Source organism: Aquirufa echingensis, from assembly GCF_042714525.1.
GTDB lineage: Bacteria > Bacteroidota > Bacteroidia > Cytophagales > Spirosomataceae > Aquirufa > Aquirufa echingensis.
The window spans coordinates 426,833-442,880 of sequence record NZ_JBBKYA010000001.1 but is presented as its reverse complement, the minus strand read 5'-3'; the positions used below and the strand labels follow the sequence as shown (position 1 = coordinate 442,880).

The 16,048-nt window shown below is 43.1% G+C and carries 17 protein-coding genes; 7 read left to right on the top strand and 10 right to left on the bottom strand.

Translation table 11 applies throughout. The features are described 5' to 3' along the window. Positions 1-19: 19 nt before the first annotated feature. Positions 20-403, bottom strand: coding sequence for a hypothetical protein (locus SKC38_RS01895; RefSeq protein WP_377974609.1), 384 nt, complete (start codon positions 401-403; stop codon positions 20-22). A gap of 103 nt (positions 404-506) precedes the next feature. Here SKC38_RS01895 and SKC38_RS01890 point away from each other — a divergent pair, with 103 nt between their 5' ends. Beyond that, a complete protein-coding gene (locus tag SKC38_RS01890; RefSeq protein ID WP_377974607.1) occupies positions 507-1,124 on the top strand; it encodes a DedA family protein in 618 nt (205 codons plus the stop codon). After that, entirely contained in the window at positions 1,121-1,573 is a 453-nt protein-coding gene (locus SKC38_RS01885) for an NADH-quinone oxidoreductase subunit A (protein ID WP_377974606.1), read from the top strand. Before SKC38_RS01890 ends, SKC38_RS01885 begins: the two co-directional genes overlap by 4 nt. Here the strand turns inward: SKC38_RS01885 and SKC38_RS01880 are convergent. Continuing rightward, entirely contained in the window at positions 1,570-2,685 is a 1,116-nt protein-coding gene (locus tag SKC38_RS01880; RefSeq protein ID WP_377974604.1) for a PorP/SprF family type IX secretion system membrane protein, read from the bottom strand. The genes SKC38_RS01885 and SKC38_RS01880 overlap by 4 nt on opposite strands. A gap of 106 nt (positions 2,686-2,791) precedes the next feature. Here SKC38_RS01880 and bshC point away from each other — a divergent pair, with 106 nt between their 5' ends. The 4 genes from bshC to cysM are packed head-to-tail and all read left to right on the top strand — an operon-like array spanning position 2,792 to position 7,061. After that, positions 2,792-4,345: a bacillithiol biosynthesis cysteine-adding enzyme BshC gene (gene bshC, locus SKC38_RS01875; protein WP_377974603.1), complete on the top strand. Its 1,554-nt coding sequence runs from the start codon at positions 2,792-2,794 to the stop codon at positions 4,343-4,345. Next, the gene (mnmH, locus tag SKC38_RS01870) at positions 4,338-5,375 is read left to right on the top strand and encodes a tRNA 2-selenouridine(34) synthase MnmH (protein WP_377974601.1); all 1,038 of its coding nucleotides are present in this window, start codon (positions 4,338-4,340) and stop codon (positions 5,373-5,375) included. The genes bshC and mnmH overlap by 8 nt, the downstream gene beginning before the upstream one ends. 5 nt (positions 5,376-5,380) lie before the next feature. After that, entirely contained in the window at positions 5,381-6,184 is an 804-nt protein-coding gene (locus SKC38_RS01865; RefSeq protein WP_377974600.1) for a serine O-acetyltransferase, read from the top strand. 1 nt (position 6,185) lies between these two features. Continuing rightward, on the top strand, positions 6,186-7,061 hold the full coding sequence (gene cysM / locus SKC38_RS01860) for a cysteine synthase CysM (protein ID WP_377974598.1): 876 nt from the start codon (positions 6,186-6,188) through the stop codon (positions 7,059-7,061). Here cysM and SKC38_RS01855 read toward each other — a convergent pair. From SKC38_RS01855 to SKC38_RS01835, 5 genes are all read right to left on the bottom strand, one after another. Next, positions 7,047-7,601: a hypothetical protein gene (locus SKC38_RS01855; RefSeq protein WP_377974596.1), complete on the bottom strand. Its 555-nt coding sequence runs from the start codon at positions 7,599-7,601 to the stop codon at positions 7,047-7,049. The genes cysM and SKC38_RS01855 overlap by 15 nt on opposite strands. A gap of 54 nt (positions 7,602-7,655) precedes the next feature. After that, complete coding sequence (locus tag SKC38_RS01850) at positions 7,656-7,862, bottom strand: helix-turn-helix domain-containing protein (protein ID WP_377974594.1); 207 nt, start codon at positions 7,860-7,862, stop codon at positions 7,656-7,658. A gap of 226 nt (positions 7,863-8,088) precedes the next feature. Further along, the gene (locus SKC38_RS01845; protein WP_377974593.1) at positions 8,089-9,804 is read right to left on the bottom strand and encodes a GMC oxidoreductase; all 1,716 of its coding nucleotides are present in this window, start codon (positions 9,802-9,804) and stop codon (positions 8,089-8,091) included. Positions 9,805-9,822: 18 nt separating this feature from the next. Then, on the bottom strand, positions 9,823-10,428 hold the full coding sequence (locus SKC38_RS01840; protein WP_377974591.1) for a gluconate 2-dehydrogenase subunit 3 family protein: 606 nt from the start codon (positions 10,426-10,428) through the stop codon (positions 9,823-9,825). A gap of 93 nt (positions 10,429-10,521) precedes the next feature. Then, positions 10,522-11,844, bottom strand: a complete 1,323-nt coding sequence (locus SKC38_RS01835) for an alpha-L-fucosidase (RefSeq protein ID WP_377974589.1) — start codon at positions 11,842-11,844, stop codon at positions 10,522-10,524. Between the two features lie 144 nt (positions 11,845-11,988). Here SKC38_RS01835 and SKC38_RS01830 point away from each other — a divergent pair, with 144 nt between their 5' ends. Beyond that, the gene (locus tag SKC38_RS01830; protein WP_377974588.1) at positions 11,989-13,359 is read left to right on the top strand and encodes an MFS transporter; all 1,371 of its coding nucleotides are present in this window, start codon (positions 11,989-11,991) and stop codon (positions 13,357-13,359) included. 76 nt (positions 13,360-13,435) lie between these two features. Here the strand turns inward: SKC38_RS01830 and SKC38_RS01825 are convergent, their stop codons facing one another. From SKC38_RS01825 to SKC38_RS01815, 3 genes are read right to left on the bottom strand one after another with little or no spacing between them, the layout of a single operon-like run. Then, positions 13,436-14,626, bottom strand: coding sequence for an MFS transporter (locus tag SKC38_RS01825; protein ID WP_377974587.1), 1,191 nt, complete (start codon positions 14,624-14,626; stop codon positions 13,436-13,438). Beyond that, a complete protein-coding gene (locus tag SKC38_RS01820) occupies positions 14,623-15,591 on the bottom strand; it encodes a zinc-dependent alcohol dehydrogenase (protein WP_377974585.1) in 969 nt (322 codons plus the stop codon). The genes SKC38_RS01825 and SKC38_RS01820 overlap by 4 nt, the downstream gene beginning before the upstream one ends. Then, the gene (locus SKC38_RS01815; RefSeq protein WP_377974583.1) at positions 15,591-16,004 is read right to left on the bottom strand and encodes a VOC family protein; all 414 of its coding nucleotides are present in this window, start codon (positions 16,002-16,004) and stop codon (positions 15,591-15,593) included. The genes SKC38_RS01820 and SKC38_RS01815 overlap by 1 nt, the downstream gene beginning before the upstream one ends. Between the last annotated feature and the right edge of the window lie 44 nt (positions 16,005-16,048).

The window sequence follows — 16,048 nt, the reverse complement described above, 5'->3', positions numbered from 1 at the left end:
AAATTGAAAAACAATCTTCTTATGCCCGGGGAGGCGCAATTAATACACGTTCCAATGAAAATTGGTATTGATTTTCCCAAAACATTCGTAAACGACGAATCGCTAATAAAACGAATGGAATGAGTAAAAGTATTTGAAAAAGAGGAAGCACAAAACCTGCGGAACCCGAGAAATCAAAATGCGGCAAACTAGGATGTTTGGTCGTTTTGTTGTGCTTAGAATCTGCGGCATAATGCATCCAAAGGAAATCGATGAAGCGGAAGGTAGCGCCAGAGATTTTTTTGTGATCTTGAAAATGTTTGAGTAGTTCATTCGCTTTAAAAGATTGCTCCAAGCCCACTTTGGGAATAAGACTCCCAGAGAAGAAAAGCATGAACAAGAAAAAAGCGATTACATTTTTCATCTCTCAAATGTAGAAAAAATTCGAAATTTATTGGATATTTATAGACTCAATTTATTTAAACAATTGAGAATAAGGCCAAACCCTCCACTAGAGGGAGAAAATTATGGATGAAATTAATCTTTTGTGGCATCAATTAACTGATTCAGAAACAATCATTCGCTCCGGCCTTTTTGTTATCACCTGCATCGTATTTGCTGAAAATGGCTTGTTTTTCGCCTTTTTCCTACCAGGGGACTACCTATTATTCCTTACAGGGGTTTTTGGTGGAACTGGTGTCTTGAAAGAACCTTTGACGACCATTTTATTGAGCATCTTTTTAGCTGCCGTTCTGGGATCCTTGCTTGGCTACCTTGTCGGGCGATTCTTCGGAAAATCCCTGCAGCGAAGGCCTGATAGCCTTTTCTTCAAAAAGAAACATTTGGATTCTACCCGTGAATTCTTCGAAAAATATGGGTTTATGGCTCTAGTCATTAGTCGCTTTTTACCAGTAGTTCGCACATTTACACCTATTTTAGCTGGAATTAGCCACATGGCGTGGTACAGTTTTATCCTATTAAACCTCGTTGGAGGAGCTATGTGGGTCGGCCTATTAGTTGCTGGAGGATATTATATGGGACAATACTTCCCATGGATTATCAATTACGTCCAATACATCATTTTATTTTTCCTCGGAATCACGACATTTACGCTCATCAAGGGCTATTTGAAATTACGCAAATGATTGAACAATTTGGTTATGTTGCCGCTTTCCTCCTAGCAGGTATTGCCTTTTTAGGCTTAGTACTTACACTCGCGAGTTTTATTCGCCCTAACCGACCGAATGTAGAAAAATTAAGTACCTACGAATCTGGCGAAGAACCTGTAGGTAATGCAAATACACGATTCAATCCTCGATTCTACGTCATTGCCTTGCTCTTTGTCTTATTTGAAGTTGAATTGATTTTCCTTTTCCCTTGGGCCGTTGTTTTCAGTAATAAAACACTGCGAGACGTTCCAAACTGGTCAGCTTATGCCTTGTGGGAAATGTTTTTGTTTGTGGGGATTCTAAGCTTAGGCCTCGCATTTGCTTGGCGAAGAGGATACCTCAATTGGGAAAAACCTGTTCAGGAATTAAAGGATATCGAAAGTCCTGTTCCAGCAGATGCTTATCAGCGCTTCAAAAAGAATTAAAAGGCAGGATCTACGCTGTAAACCTTATTTCTAAATTTCAAGGCTAAGACCAACTCATGCGAGCCCAAAGATGACTTCATCGGGCCATTGGAGTGCGTTTCATATGAATAGGTCAGATTAACCTGTTGGCTCAAATGCATCCCAAACAACAAACCGATCGCCTCATTATGTCGGTAAGTTACCCCTGTCCAAATCGCATCATTAAATGTTACGCGCATATTGGCTTCCATCCCCAACGAAATTCCCTTCATATATTTCACTAATAACGAAGGTGAATAGGTCCAAAATTCACCCGAACGAATTTCCATTCCTGTTTGTAAAAATATATTTGGGCTTGTGCTTCCCAATAACAGCGACTGATTATAGACCTTATAGGCATCTGCTTCTTCGGGGTAGAATTGTTTCCTCGTTAGCGTGTCAGATCCATCACTAGTTCGGAGGTAACTGAAACTATCGAATATCAACTGATTAGCCGATAAGCCAATGTAAAATTTACGATTGTAATATAAGGCGCCAACATTCACCAAAGATTGACCTCCCGAAACCTGACCACTGGGAGTCAAGGCAGGTAAATTTTGGTCTTGGTACATAATGAATGGGTCACCGGGATCTTTCACATTGAAACCCGACATGTTCAAATTACGAAAATAATAGCCTGCAGTAGCACCCACGGCAACCTTATTTTCCCCACCCACAGATAAATGATAGGCATAGGTGCCAGCCAGCGAAGTACTTGTAAGACTACCGATTTGGTCTGAATAAGCTTGAATACCAAGGCCTTGATGAAAACCTGAGCGTTTCGTTTTTTGACGCGTATAGGTAGGTGAAAAATTACGACGAATCGTCTTCGACATAAAAGGCGTACGACCAGAAGAAGTACGATCCGACTTATCGATGGCAAAATTAGCCGTCACATAGGCCGTCTTATTTGATGTATTTAGGCCTGTCCATTGGGTACGAAATCCAGATTTGATGTCGACATAATCCTCAAAACCCGCAAAGGCAGGATTATAAACATATTTATTCATCATAAACTGCGTAAACTGAGGCGTTTGCTGCGCAAAGCCTACAAAAGTCAACATGAAGAATAAAAGGAAAATTAAAAATCTCATTCGATTGGTATAGAACCACAAATTTCGCTTAAATATATTTAATTTCGTTCGAACTTTCCGGAAATCTATGGGGTTTTTACGGAATGGTTACCAACATATAAGGCCAATGCAAACAAAAACCTATCCGCTCGATCAAATAAAAGGCTTCGGCAAACTGCTAAAAAACTATTTAGCGGGTGATTCAGCATTAAAATCCTTGTATGGTAATGCGCCTACCCTCGCTTCTTTCCAGTCACAAATCGATTCCAAAAAATCAGTTAACAGATCGCTATTAGTTGACGTCTTAACAGATCAATACCAAGGGCTATCCAATATCCCTAATATTAACAGCTTAGCGGATCCAAATACATTCACAGTTACCACAGGTCATCAGCTGAACTTATTCACGGGACCACTTTACGTGATCTTCAAAATCGTCTCCACGATAAATCTAGCGAGACAACTGAAAAAGGCCTATCCCAAATACAATTTCGTTCCTGTCTACTGGATGGCATCCGAAGATCACGACTGGGATGAAATCAACCATTTACACTTATTTGGCAAGAAAATCCAATGGGATACCGAACAAAAAGGGCCTGTAGGGCGCTTTGACATTTCAGGCTTGAGCAGTGTTTGGTCAGAATTGCCGAGTGACATACCCGTTTTCAAGGAAAGCTACACTGACGCGAAAAACTTAGCAGATGCCGTTCGCAAATACATGCATGCGCTTTTTGGTCAAGAAGGCTTAGTATGTTTAGATGCGGATGATGCACGTTTAAAAAGCAGTTTTATTCCCGTCATGGAGGCGGATATGTTGGCCAACAAGCACCTTGCCTGCGTTAATGCCAGCAACGATATCTTGACTAATTTGGGCTATAGTCCTCAAATTTATGCGCGTGAAATCAATTTCTTCTACATGCTTGATGGCATGCGAGAGCGGATTGAAAAACAGGGCGATGAATATAAAGTTCTAAATCAGTCCATTCAATTTAGCGCTGCTAGTTTGCAAGCAGAAATAAAAGCACATCCAGAACGCTTCAGTCCGAATGTTGCTTTACGTCCATTATACCAAGAGACCATTTTGCCTAATTTAGCCTATTTGGGCGGAGCGGCAGAACTGGCCTATTGGTTCCAATTGAAGGGCATTTTTGATTTGCATCAAACGCCATTCCCGATTTTATTGCCTCGTAATTTTGGCATCATTATTCCGCCTTTGGAAGCGGCCCGACTAGAAAAATTGGAATTAAGTATTCCGGACATTTTCCAGGATGAGCGTAACTTGAGACAACAATTTGTCGACAAGCATACCAAACATGCTTTAGACTTAGGAAGCGAACAAGAGCGCCTTTCCAATCTGATGTCGAAAATTGCCCAAAAAGCACAGGCCATCGACGAAACCTTAGAGGCCTCTGTCTTGGCCGAAGAAACACGTTGGCAAAAAGGGCTTGAGCGACTTACCAAAAAAATGCGCAAGGCTGAAGAACGCAATCAAGCCGTGGGTTTAGGACAAATTCAAGCAATCAAAAACAAGCTTTTCCCGGAGGGGAATTGGCAAGAACGGCATACCAATTTCCTTGAGTTTTATCTCAACTACCCGAATCTGATTGTTGATTTACTAGCAGTGCTGGATCCATTACAATTCGAATTATTTGTCATGTATTTACCTGAACAAGATGCCTGAAAAACTAAGTCCTGAGGCATTTTTAACGGCAGCGGATCAATATCCTATTTTGGATGTTCGTTCCCCTGGAGAGTATCTGCGAGCACACATTCCTGGTGCCCTTTCCTTTCCGATTTTTGATGATGCAGAACGTGCCCGCGTAGGAACAACCTATAAGCAAGTTGGGAAAGACGCCGCAATCGAGCTAGGACTAGAATTCGTGGGGCCTAAAATGGCTCAATGGGTGAAGAAGGCCAAGAAACTCGCCGTGGACAATACCATCCTTGTTCATTGTTGGCGTGGAGGCATGCGTTCTGGAAGCATGGCTTGGTTGTTTGAAACCGCAGGCTTAAAGGTCAAAATTCTAGTTGGCGGCTACAAAGCTTACCGTAATTATGTCCTAAGTGAATTTGAACGTAAGATTCCTTTCGTGGTTTTAGGCGGTAAAACAGGCAGTGGAAAAACCGATATTTTACTCGAGATGCAAAAGCGCGGTGCGCAGGTCATCGATTTAGAAGGAATAGCCCATCACCGCGGGTCGGTATTTGGGCACTTAGGCCTAGCGCCACAGCCTACAAGTGAGCATTTTGAGAACGAAGTTGTTGCGCAGCTCCGACAAATGGACTACAGCAAGCCCATTTGGATTGAGGACGAAAGTAGGCACATCGGACAAGTATTTATGCCTTTGGGGTTATATACACAACTTCGTGCTGCACCTGTATTGTTTTTGGATATCGCGGCGGAATACCGACTTCCTTATTTGGTTGAAGTCTATGCACATTATCCCAAAGAGGATCTTGCCCATGCGGTAGGAAAAATCAAAAAACGCCTAGGGGGTGATTTCTACAAAAGTGCCATGGAGGCTTTGGAAGTAAATGATTTCACCCAAGTAGCTGCGATTACCTTGAATTATTATGATAAAGCCTATGTACATGGTTTGCACCAAAGGCCAGCAGAACAAATTCAAGAAATTATCATCCATACATTAGAAACCAGCATACAAACGGATGCTGTCATGGCACATCCACTTTGTCAAACCCGATTTACGTAAAGCCTATGTTACCTGAAAAATTCTTAGCTGAAATCTTGGATCGTCATGTCAACACGGAATCGTTCCCGGCGACGTCTGATATAAAAAAGCTGTTTACCAAAATCGTACTAACCCTTTTCCCCGAGCAGGCGCGTAAACAACTATGTCAAGCCGAGGATCTGCGATTAGTCTGGGAATCCATTGAAAATGGATTGGAAAGCTTGCTACATGACATGGCAGATAAATTAGTGGACACGCCCCAAAATATCACATCGAGGTACATGGAGCGCATTCCAGGGATTTATCAATTGCTCTTGACGGATGTTGAGGCCATGGTGAATGGCGACCCAGCCGCGACGACAGATTATGAAGTTATTCGTACCTATCCAGGATTTTATGCCTTAGCATTTTATCGATTAGCGCATGGCCTTCACGAGGAGAAAGTACCTTTAATTCCCCGGATTTTAACGGAATATGCCCATTCCAAAACAGGAATTGACATACATCCGGGCGCTCAAATAGGTCAATACTTTTTCATGGATCATGGAACAGGTATTGTGATTGGGGAGACCTGTGTAATTGGAGAAAGAGTGAAAATCTATCAAGGTGTAACGCTAGGCGCACTTTCCGTAGACAAATCGATGGCATCAACGAAGCGTCATCCCAGCATTGAAAATGGAGTCGTTATTTATTCCGGCGCAACGATTCTTGGAGGAGACACGGTCGTAGGAGCAAACTCCATCATTGGCGGGAACGTGTGGTTGACACGCAGTGTGGCAGCCAACACAAAAATTTATCATCAAGAAAATCAAAAAATCATTCAAGAATAAGATGGCTGCTTTGTTGGATTTGGTGGGCAATACGCCCCTCGTTGATTTGAATAAATTGCACAATAACCCCAAGGTTCGCATATTGGGTAAATTGGAAGGCAATAACCCCGGCGGTTCTGTCAAAGATCGTGCTGCCAAAAACATGATTGAAGCCGCATTGCAACGGGGAGATATTAAACCCGGGATGCAATTAATCGAAGCAACTTCGGGTAATACGGGAATTGCATTGGCGATGATTGCCCGACTGTATGATTTAGAAATCGAATTAGCCATGCCAGCTAATTCTACGCGGGAACGCGTGTTGACGATGGAAGCATTTGGGGCAAAGGTTACACTTACCGAGAGCATCGAATCTGCGCGTGATTACGCGGTTGAAAAAGCAGCTACAGGTAATTTCGTCTTGTTAAATCAATTTGAAAATCCGGATAATTACTTGGCGCATTATAAAACGACAGGCCCAGAAATTTACCGAGATACCCAAGGGCTAGTCACTCATTTTGTGAGTTCGATGGGAACAACGGGGACGATCATGGGAACGTCGATGTATCTAAAGGAGCAGAATTCAGCCATTCAGATTGTGGGATGTCAGCCAACAGAGGGTTCGAAAATTCCCGGAATACGTAGGTGGCCGGAGGCTTACCGACCTAAAATTTACCAACCGGAACGCGTAGATCGCATCATGGACATTTCTGAGGAGGAAGCAACGGCCATGACCCGTCGGATGGCGAAGGTAGAAGGCGTTTTTGGAGGAATGAGTAGTGGCGGCGCGGTGGCGGCAAGTATTCGTTTGGCGAATGAATTAGACGAAGGACTTATTGTCTGCATCATTTGCGACCGTGGGGATCGCTATTTGTCGAGCGGGTTATTTGGGGAGTAATACACCCATTAATTGATAATGCGTTGGAGACATCCAGCGCATTTGTTGGGACCCATCAATCGAATACGTCTGCACACGCCCATCAACGAAGTTCATGTTCAATTTCTTATGCGTTTCGAAGAGAAAATTCTTTTCTTCGATTTCAATTTCAACCTTCGCCGGTCTGTCCAGCGCATCCAATTGAATATATAACTTCTTCACAGCCAGGTTTTCATTGGATTTTAGTGAATACCAAACAAAACCATCTTCGGAAAGATTATCGTAACTCGTCGCTGCAGCCGGTTTATTCAAGTCGGCATGCAAAAACATCGCCCATTCTTGTTTCCAATCGATCGTTGAGAGTTGCTTTTCTTCTTTTTTCCCGTCCAATAAAATGGTTTTGTGAACCGATTGCGGATGTTTACTGAGGGAATCGATTTGGGCAGTTAAGTATTTCTCCCAAGGATAAAAGACCGGTTTTGCATTTTCTTGGACGGCGGGCGTACAGGCTTGCAGGCAAGCTAAAAGAACGATAAGAAAGCTAAAGCGGAAAATCAACATACCCTAAAGGTAAAAAAAATCCTTGACGCTGGAAAACGTCAAGGATTGCGAGAACTAGACTCCGATCATTTCATCGATGGGAATACTGAGGACACGGGTTAGATGGTAGAGTTTTTGTGCATTTGGATAGTGTTTACCGGATTCCCAATAATTGTAAGCACTTTGACTGACTCCCACGGCAGAGGCAACTTGTTGTTGGGTCATCCGTTTGGATTGTCGGGATTTAATCAGGAGGACTGAAAAAAGGTGTTTTGTTTTCATGATGATTAGGGTTAGGTGAATTTTTCATTCGGGAATATTTAAAAATGCATGAACATTCGCAATGCTTTTGCCTATATATTTCTTTATTTATCACTATTTCGGTTAATATACTTATGCAATGGCACATCATTTGACAAAAAGGAAATAAATTTTCCATTTGAGAAAACACCCAAAAACAAAAAGCCCGAGACAAACTGCCTCGGGCTTAAAACTTTTTAATTCAATCTTATAGATTTCCTTTTTTCAATTCCCGTACAGCAAAGTCGGCAGCACGAGCCGTCATAGCCATATAAGTCAAGGAAGGATTCACACAAGAAGCAGATGCCATCGCAGCACCGTCCGTCATGAATACGTTTTTCACTTCGTGAACTTGGTTGTGCTTGTTCACAATCGAGTTCTTCACAGAAGTACCCATACGAGCTGTACCCATTTCGTGGATACCTAAACCGATGTGTGTAGTTTGGCTATTGTATGCGTTGATGTTTTTGAAACCAGCTGCTTCTAACATTTCAGCAGCATCATTCATCATATCTTGACGCATTTTCAATTCGTTTTCTCCCAGGTTAGCTTCAAAAGAAAGTACAGGTAAACCCCACTTATCTTTTTGGTCGCTTAGTGTAAAACGGTTGTTTGGATCTGGCAAAATTTCACCAAATCCACCAAAACCAACTGTCCATTGTCCTGGATGTGTTAAACTTTCTTTGAATTGTGCACCAAAGCCATCTTGACCTACACCACGTCCCCAACCTTCACGGCTTGCACCACCTTGGTAACCAAATCCACGTGAATATCCACGCTTATCTTTGCCCCAGTTACGGTAACGCGGGATATATAATCCGTTTGGACGATTTCCGAACATGTAATCTTTTTCAAAGCCGTCTACAGTTGCCGAAGCACCTACTCCTAAATGGTGGTCCATGATGTTACGACCTAATTGGTCAGAATCATTACCTAAACCATTTTGGTAACGGTTTGATTTCGAGTTCATCATAATCGATGTAGACCCAATCGCGCCCGCGTTCACGAAAATGATTTTCGCGAAATATTCTTTGGACTCTAACGTATTTTGATCGATTACACGAACACCTTTCGCTTTTTGCGATTTCTCATCGTAGATAATTTCAGCGACGATTGCATTGTGTACCATCGTTAAACGACCTGTACGTTGTGCAGCTGGTAAAGTTGCCGACAAAGAGCTAAAATAAGCTCCATATGGACAGCCACGCATACATTTGTTACGGTAGTTACAAGACGAACGACCTAGATCCGTATGTTGCTTACCTGGTTTTGTTAAGTGCGCCACACGACCTACTGTCACGGGACGACCTAATTTTTTATCCACAGAATTTTTGAAGTGAAGTTCCGGAGCAGTCATCTGCATCGCCGGCAAGAAATCTGAATCTGGCAATACGTCTAAGCCTTCTGCTTGACCTGAAATACCCGCAAATTTCTCTACGTATGAATACCAAGGAGCCAAATCATCATAGCCGATAGGCCAAGGAGTACCAATACCTTCTTTTTCATTCGCTAAGAAATCTTCGCGATTCCAACGGTACGTTTGACGACCCCATAACAAAGATTTACCTCCTGTGTGGTAAGCACGAATCCAATCGAATCCACCTTTCTTCTCGATGTAGGGATTTTGCTTATCGTTCTCAAATAAGTAACGATGCTCTTCGCTAGGCGTATAACCCGTACGCATCCCTGCCCAATATTCCTCGGCAGCCATGTTAGTTGGCCGACCGCGGTGGTCGAATTCCCATGGATTTTTCATCGCTGTTTCGTAACCTTCGATGTGTTTGATCTCACGACCACGTTCCATCACGGCAACTTTCAAGCCTTTTTCTGTTAATTCTTTTGCAGCCCAACCACCCGAAATACCGGATCCAATGACGATTGCGTCAAACGTTTGGCTCTTGATTGCATCTATATTAAGATTCATTTCTCGTATGATTTGGGATTAATAAACAAATGATTTTTGATCGGGCTTCATGTTTGAAATGACTTCAAACTTACCTGGAACGGGATGGTATTCGAAAGAACCTTCGATGCCTTTTTCAGATGTGTAGTATCCTAACAAAGTTAATTCTTTCATCACACGCCAGAATGGAACGCCACCAGCACCTTCTAACACATCTTTATCTACGTTGTCCCCTACTTTCACTTTGCTCGCAGAATATGATTTCATCAATTCTTTGGTGTCTGCTTCTAACAAGGTTAACATCGCTACTTGCGCATCATGTGATTGATCCAAAAACTTCGCCTTCGCTAAGTTATCAACCCCTTTTTTAAAGCTCACATGTTCTGGTTTTTTGTAGCAATCGTTCAACATCATTTCGATGAATGGAGGAACACCTGCTTCAATGGCACCTGCGGTAGATGTTTTTGGAATAATGTGTTCAGCCACAGCAGCAACGATTTTGCGTTGGCTATCTGTCAAGCTAAAGGTACCCGCTTCCGCGATAATACCTGCTTTTTTTGCCTCCATAGCAAACAATGTAGGGGCACTAAAAACACCTCCAACGAGCATCGCTATTCTCGAGACAGCATCTCTTCTGTTAAGCATAGTTTTATTGTTAAATTGTTCAGGTCGGTAGTCTTCTTTTTTGCTAAAAAAGACGAGCAACAAATTTAATCAGAATCTTCGTTTTTCAAGGAATTATTTAGCTTTTTCTAACTTTAAAACTAAATCTATGCGGTAAGGAGGTAGATTTTTGACATCGATGTGAATGCCTTGTTTTTCAACGGTTCCTGCCAAAGTCTGCGTTTCCCCTAACATGCTCACAGGACCTTTTTTGTAATTCCCGGGAATAAAAATCGATTCGTCTTGTGGTCGCTTTAACAAATGCACATAAACGTATGTATCCGTCTGAGTCGTAACGCCCCACGTTTGTGGACTTAATGGACCTCCGCGCGTTCCGTAAACGGATTCTCCGTGACCTTTCAACCAGCGTCCGGCTACTGCCAACGAATCGGTAAATTCGGGTTGAATTTCACCTGAAGGCATGGGACCTACGTTTAATAATAAGTTGGCATTCCGTCCCGCAGCTCCTACAAGCAAGTGAATAATTTGCTTAGGCGTCTTGAATTTCCGGTCGGTGATGTTGAATCCCCAAGCCCCATTGATGGTTTCACAAGTCTCTAAAGGTAACGCAGAGGCTTGCTGAAAACTCAGCCCAGAATGATTCTCCCCAGGTAAATCCCGCTCAAACATTTGGAAATCTTCGCCCGGAATCGGGTCCAAGTGGTGATTGTTTCCGATCATACAAGCGGGTTGCAATTGATGGATCAAGCTGTAAATTTCATCGTATTTCCAGTCGATGCGCGATTTCCGATCCGCACTTCCTTCTGAATTCGTTTGATCCCAATGCCCATCAAACCAAATGTTATGAATCTCCCCGTAATTCGTTAACAATTCCGTAAGTTGGGCCTTCATAAATTTAAGGTACGAGGCATAATCGCCTTTTCCTTTCCGACCGCTTTTTTGACCTGTGCGACCTGTTTCCCACGGATAATCATCGCGATACCAGTCCAAGGTTGAATAATACAGGCCTAATTTCATGTCCTGCTTTTTGCAGGCCGCAGCTAATTCTTTTAAAGCGTCACGATGAAATGGGGTATTCGTAATTTTCCAATCGGATTGTTGGGTATCCCAATTCGAGAAACTATCGTGGTGTCGCGTAATGAAAATGATGTATTTCATTCCGGCATTTTTGGCAACACTTACCCAGGCATCCGCATTGAATTTACTTGGATCAAAGGCAGGCATTAATCGGCCATAATCATTTTTAGAAATACCTTTATTGTTCATGACCCACTCGCCATCGCCGAGGATACTTGATAATCCCCAGTGAATAAACATGCCATATTTCCGCTCTTGAAAAGCTTGGCGTTCGGCTAAATTCGCCTCGGTGGGAGTGTATTGTTGGCTTATCGCCTGAAAACTGGCAAAAAGGGCTAATAATAGGGTGATTTTCTTCATCGATGTAGGTTTAGAATCAGCAAATTATCATTTTTTTGGATAGGTTTATCAGGAAGTAGATAGGATTTTTGGGAGATTTTTTTGTTTTTTGTACCGCTACTGCAGGTTCATATACCCCGGCAGCCTATCAGCTAAAAATTACACATGCAAGAAGTTTCTCCTATTTTCGACAATAATAAAATTCCCGTTAAAAAACTCTGGCAAGTCATCATCGCCTCCTCTGTAGGGACGGTGATTGAATGGTACGATTTTTACATTTTTGGCAGTTTATCTGCAATTATTTCCCTTTCATTTTTCCCAAAAGACGACCCTACGGCGGCATTTTTATCTACATTGGCAGCATTCGGAGCGGGATTCGTGGCAAGACCTTTTGGTGGAATTTTGTTTGGGAGATTAGGTGATAAGATTGGTCGGAAATATACCTTTTTATTAACGCTTCTATTGATGGGCGGGTCTACATTCGCCATTGCATTGATTCCATCGTATAGTGAGATTGGTCTCGTCGCTCCAGCTATTTTATTGCTTTTACGTATCATTCAAGGGCTCGCATTGGGCGGTGAATATGGGGGTGCCGCTACCTATGTAGCAGAATATGCACCGGATGCCCAGCGTGGAAAATACACCGCATACATTCAAACGACTGCTACACTCGGATTTTTCGTCTCCATCGTTGTGATTTTGGTTTGCCAAAACCTAATGGGCGATGCCACTTTTAAGGATTGGGGCTGGCGCGTGCCTTTCGCATTATCTGGAATTTTGGTGATTGTATCCTATTTCATTCGTCGGAACATGCATGAGTCACCCCTGTTTTCGAAATTGAAGCAAGAAGGCCGACTGTCCGAAAACCCACTAAAAGAAGCCTTTTCTACGAAAGCAAATCGCCGATTGATGTTGATTGCGATGTTTGGTGCGATTGTAGGACAGGGTGTTGTGTGGCATACAGGCCAATTTTATGCGCAGATATTTATCAACAAGATTCTCAAGGTAGATTTTACAACGACCAATTTGATCATCGCAGCATCTTTGGTTGTGGGAACTCCTTTATTTGTCGTTTTCGGAAGCCTATCAGATCGTGTGGGTCGCAAGAAAATCATGTTGGGCGGTATGGCTCTCGCAGCCATTTTCTATTATCCTTTGTTCGCTTGGATGTCGGACATCGTCGACCAGGAAGGGACTTTGATCAACGACGCTTACCAATTAACGATGAAGGGGAAAATTGAATTAGCCTTCATTTGCACATGCTTGGTGACCTTTGCTTCCATGGCCTACGGTCCCATCGCGGCGTTTTTGGTCGAATTATTCCCGACCAAAATACGCTATACCTCGCTTTCGGTACCTTATCACTTTGCGAATGGAATCTTTGGAGGTTGCGCACCCTTTGTGGCTACTTGGCTTGGGGCAGTGACTCATTCAAACTTCTCAGGAATTTTCTATCCGATTGCACTTTCTGCCATGACGGTGATTGTGGGGGTCTTGTATCTACCCGAAACTAAAGGGAGGGCATTAATGGATTAATGTTTGGACGTTAGACGCGAGAGTTATTCACAGGCTGAGGTCTAGGAGTCCGCCCCAAGAAGTATCGCGTCTCTACTTATAAATTCGGCGATTTGATTCGATTAATGAATACTGCTGCCAAAACAATAGGCAAAGAGAATAGCACAAATCGCATCGAAATGGATGCTCCAGAATCTGCCATCAAGCCAAATAAACTTGGCCCTAAAATCGCTCCAAAACGTCCCATGCCCATCGCTAATCCCACGCCGGTGGAGCGAATTTCTGAAGGATAAATTCTTGTCGAAGCAGGATACATGGAATTAAATCCGCCCTGTACAAAAAAGCCAATGCCGAATGTCAACGCAAACTTCAATAGAAAATCTTGGTCTAGATTTCCGTATAAGTTCAAGAGCACAAAAGCGAGCAGAACATAAATCATGATCACGCGCTTGATGCCAATTCGACCAATCAAAATACCCATCACAAATACCCCCGAAAAAGCACCCAAATTCATCGCCGTTCCAATGTAGGTAGCTAGTTCAAATGGCATACCTGTTTGTTTGGCAAGAATGGGAACCCAACTCAATACGGTGTAAAGCGTGATGAATCCAAAGAAAGTGGCCAACCATAAATAAATGGTGGATTGTCGGAATTCCGGCACAAAAAGATCTCGCCAGGAAGCACGCTTCACCTGCATTTTATCTCGGTTCAAATAAGCCGGAGATTCTGGCAGGACAAAAAACACAGCTACTAACATCGTTAAGGAGAATACTCCCGCAGCCAAATAGGCAAAGCGCCAGTCGTACAAAGGCACAATCCAAGCACTCGCAAAACCCGTTAAAATAGCCCCGAGTGGCCAACCGCCTTGTACAATCCCGACGTTAAAATCACGTGTTTTATCTGTGGAGAACTCTGAGGCAACCGTCGCCAAATTGGGCAAAATTCCACCGATTCCTAAACCGGTCAGGGCCCGACAAACCAAAAGCAAAGAGTAATTCGATGAGAAAAAGGCCAGAAGCATGCCCGAGCTGATCAGGAATAAGGAAATCAAAAATATCTTCCGCCGTCCGATTTGATCCCCATAAGGAGCTAAAATAAAACACCCCGCCGTCATTCCACCTAAACCCGAACTGAAAATATAGCCTAATTCGGCATTACTAAGTCCGAATTCCTTCATGATTTCAGCACCCGTAAATGAGACCAACAGCACATCGATGCCATCATTGAAATTCAGCAAAAAGCATAGGGCAACTACTCCGATTTGGAGCCAAGACATCGAATTTTTCATTTGATTTGAACAACAATTTTTCCTGGGTGACCACTCGAAGCTGCCATTAATCCTGCCTCCAAGTCCGCTAAAGGAATATATTTTGAAATAATTTGGCCCGGATGAATTTCACCTGCCACAATCGATTGAATAACCGATTCGAAATCCTCCGGATGGTCATAAATCAAGGACCCCCGAATGGATATGCCCCGACGAACTAAATCCAAGGGAGTAAAGCTTGCCGGCTTTTCCGACAAACCCAATAAAACGACACTTGCACCCCTTGGAACATCGGCACACAAGGCTGAGGTTGCCGCCGCAGAACCGGTACATTCAAAGGCAACCCGAACATCTGCCAACTGCCATTCACCCGTAAGTGCACCCATAGAAACTGCTTTATCCAGCAAAACCGAATTCAACTCTCCTACATAAACAATGATGCCGCGTTGAATCGCTAAATGGGTAATCAACATCCCAATGGCCCCTAGGCCAAGGACATAAATCGTATCGCCAGCTTGCAAAGAAGCATGTTTAAGCGCATTAAAAGCAACGGCAGTAGGTTCAATGGTCACAGCATCCGCAGCAGAAACTGTCTCAGGCAATGTATGCGCAAAGTCAGCCGGAATAAGCACATATTCCGCAAAACAACCGGGGGCATTTAAACCAATGGTTCGTTTATTCGGACAAACAGTCGCTTGGCCGCGTTCGCAATAAATACATTTTCCACAAGGCGCATTGGGATCCACCACCACTCGTTCCCCGATTACTCGTTGAACTCCTTCGCCCACGGCGTCGATGTAACCCCAGCCTTCATGGCCAATGATTGTAGGCTCCGGCAATGGTCGATGTCCACCAAAATAATGTACATCCGAACCACAAATTCCAACTTCCACTAAACGAATGCGTAATTGTCCCGGACCTGGCACCGGTATGGGCTCCTCACGAAAAGCAATGGATTTGGGCCCTATTAAATAAGCAGCCCTCATTATAAAATCTGATTAAATTCGATGATTTCCCCTGATGGTCCTTTCACATTGAAAAAACGGGTTCCATTTTTCCAAAATTGAAGAAAAGTCGGCGTGGATTCTAAAATCTCAAAACCTGCTTTTTTCAAGGTATCAAACGCATGATCAACATCGGCCACATCAATGGCGAAATGGTCCACATGGCCATTTGACCGACCTTTGATCTCGGCTAATTGCTTCGCAGGCATTTGGTATAATTCGACAATGACCTCTTGATTTTTCATCATGACACAGGTGCCATAACCGCCATCAAACTCAAAAGGAGCCTCCATCACATTCTCAAAACCGAGGCGCTCATAAAATGGAATGGATACTTCTAGGTCATGTGCGGGGATACCAATGTGTTGGATCCGATGGATAAAATCAATCTTCATTTCCGTGTTATTATAGGTTCAAGAACCTAAAAATAGGAAATTTT

Excerpts from the sequence above, each read along its gene's own strand:
- cysM (WP_377974598.1), top strand. The coding sequence starts at position 6,186 with ATGGCTGCTTTGTTGGATTTGGTGGGCAATACGCCCCTCGTTGATTTG.
- SKC38_RS01880 (WP_377974604.1), bottom strand. The coding sequence starts at position 2,685 with ATGAGATTTTTAATTTTCCTTTTATTCTTCATGTTGACTTTTGTAGGC.
- SKC38_RS01840 (WP_377974591.1), bottom strand. The coding sequence starts at position 10,428 with ATGCTTAACAGAAGAGATGCTGTCTCGAGAATAGCGATGCTCGTTGGA.
- SKC38_RS01865 (WP_377974600.1), top strand. The coding sequence starts at position 5,381 with ATGTTACCTGAAAAATTCTTAGCTGAAATCTTGGATCGTCATGTCAAC.
- SKC38_RS01855 (WP_377974596.1), bottom strand. The coding sequence starts at position 7,601 with ATGTTGATTTTCCGCTTTAGCTTTCTTATCGTTCTTTTAGCTTGCCTG.
- mnmH (WP_377974601.1), top strand. The coding sequence starts at position 4,338 with ATGCCTGAAAAACTAAGTCCTGAGGCATTTTTAACGGCAGCGGATCAA.
- SKC38_RS01825 (WP_377974587.1), bottom strand. The coding sequence starts at position 14,626 with ATGAAAAATTCGATGTCTTGGCTCCAAATCGGAGTAGTTGCCCTATGC.
- SKC38_RS01835 (WP_377974589.1), bottom strand. The coding sequence starts at position 11,844 with ATGAAGAAAATCACCCTATTATTAGCCCTTTTTGCCAGTTTTCAGGCG.
- SKC38_RS01890 (WP_377974607.1), top strand. The coding sequence starts at position 507 with ATGGATGAAATTAATCTTTTGTGGCATCAATTAACTGATTCAGAAACA.
- SKC38_RS01830 (WP_377974588.1), top strand. The coding sequence starts at position 11,989 with ATGCAAGAAGTTTCTCCTATTTTCGACAATAATAAAATTCCCGTTAAA.
- SKC38_RS01850 (WP_377974594.1), bottom strand. The coding sequence starts at position 7,862 with ATGAAAACAAAACACCTTTTTTCAGTCCTCCTGATTAAATCCCGACAA.
- SKC38_RS01885 (WP_377974606.1), top strand. The coding sequence starts at position 1,121 with ATGATTGAACAATTTGGTTATGTTGCCGCTTTCCTCCTAGCAGGTATT.
- SKC38_RS01845 (WP_377974593.1), bottom strand. The coding sequence starts at position 9,804 with ATGAATCTTAATATAGATGCAATCAAGAGCCAAACGTTTGACGCAATC.
- SKC38_RS01815 (WP_377974583.1), bottom strand. The coding sequence starts at position 16,004 with ATGAAGATTGATTTTATCCATCGGATCCAACACATTGGTATCCCCGCA.
- SKC38_RS01895 (WP_377974609.1), bottom strand. The coding sequence starts at position 403 with ATGAAAAATGTAATCGCTTTTTTCTTGTTCATGCTTTTCTTCTCTGGG.
- SKC38_RS01820 (WP_377974585.1), bottom strand. The coding sequence starts at position 15,591 with ATGAGGGCTGCTTATTTAATAGGGCCCAAATCCATTGCTTTTCGTGAG.
- bshC (WP_377974603.1), top strand. The coding sequence starts at position 2,792 with ATGCAAACAAAAACCTATCCGCTCGATCAAATAAAAGGCTTCGGCAAA.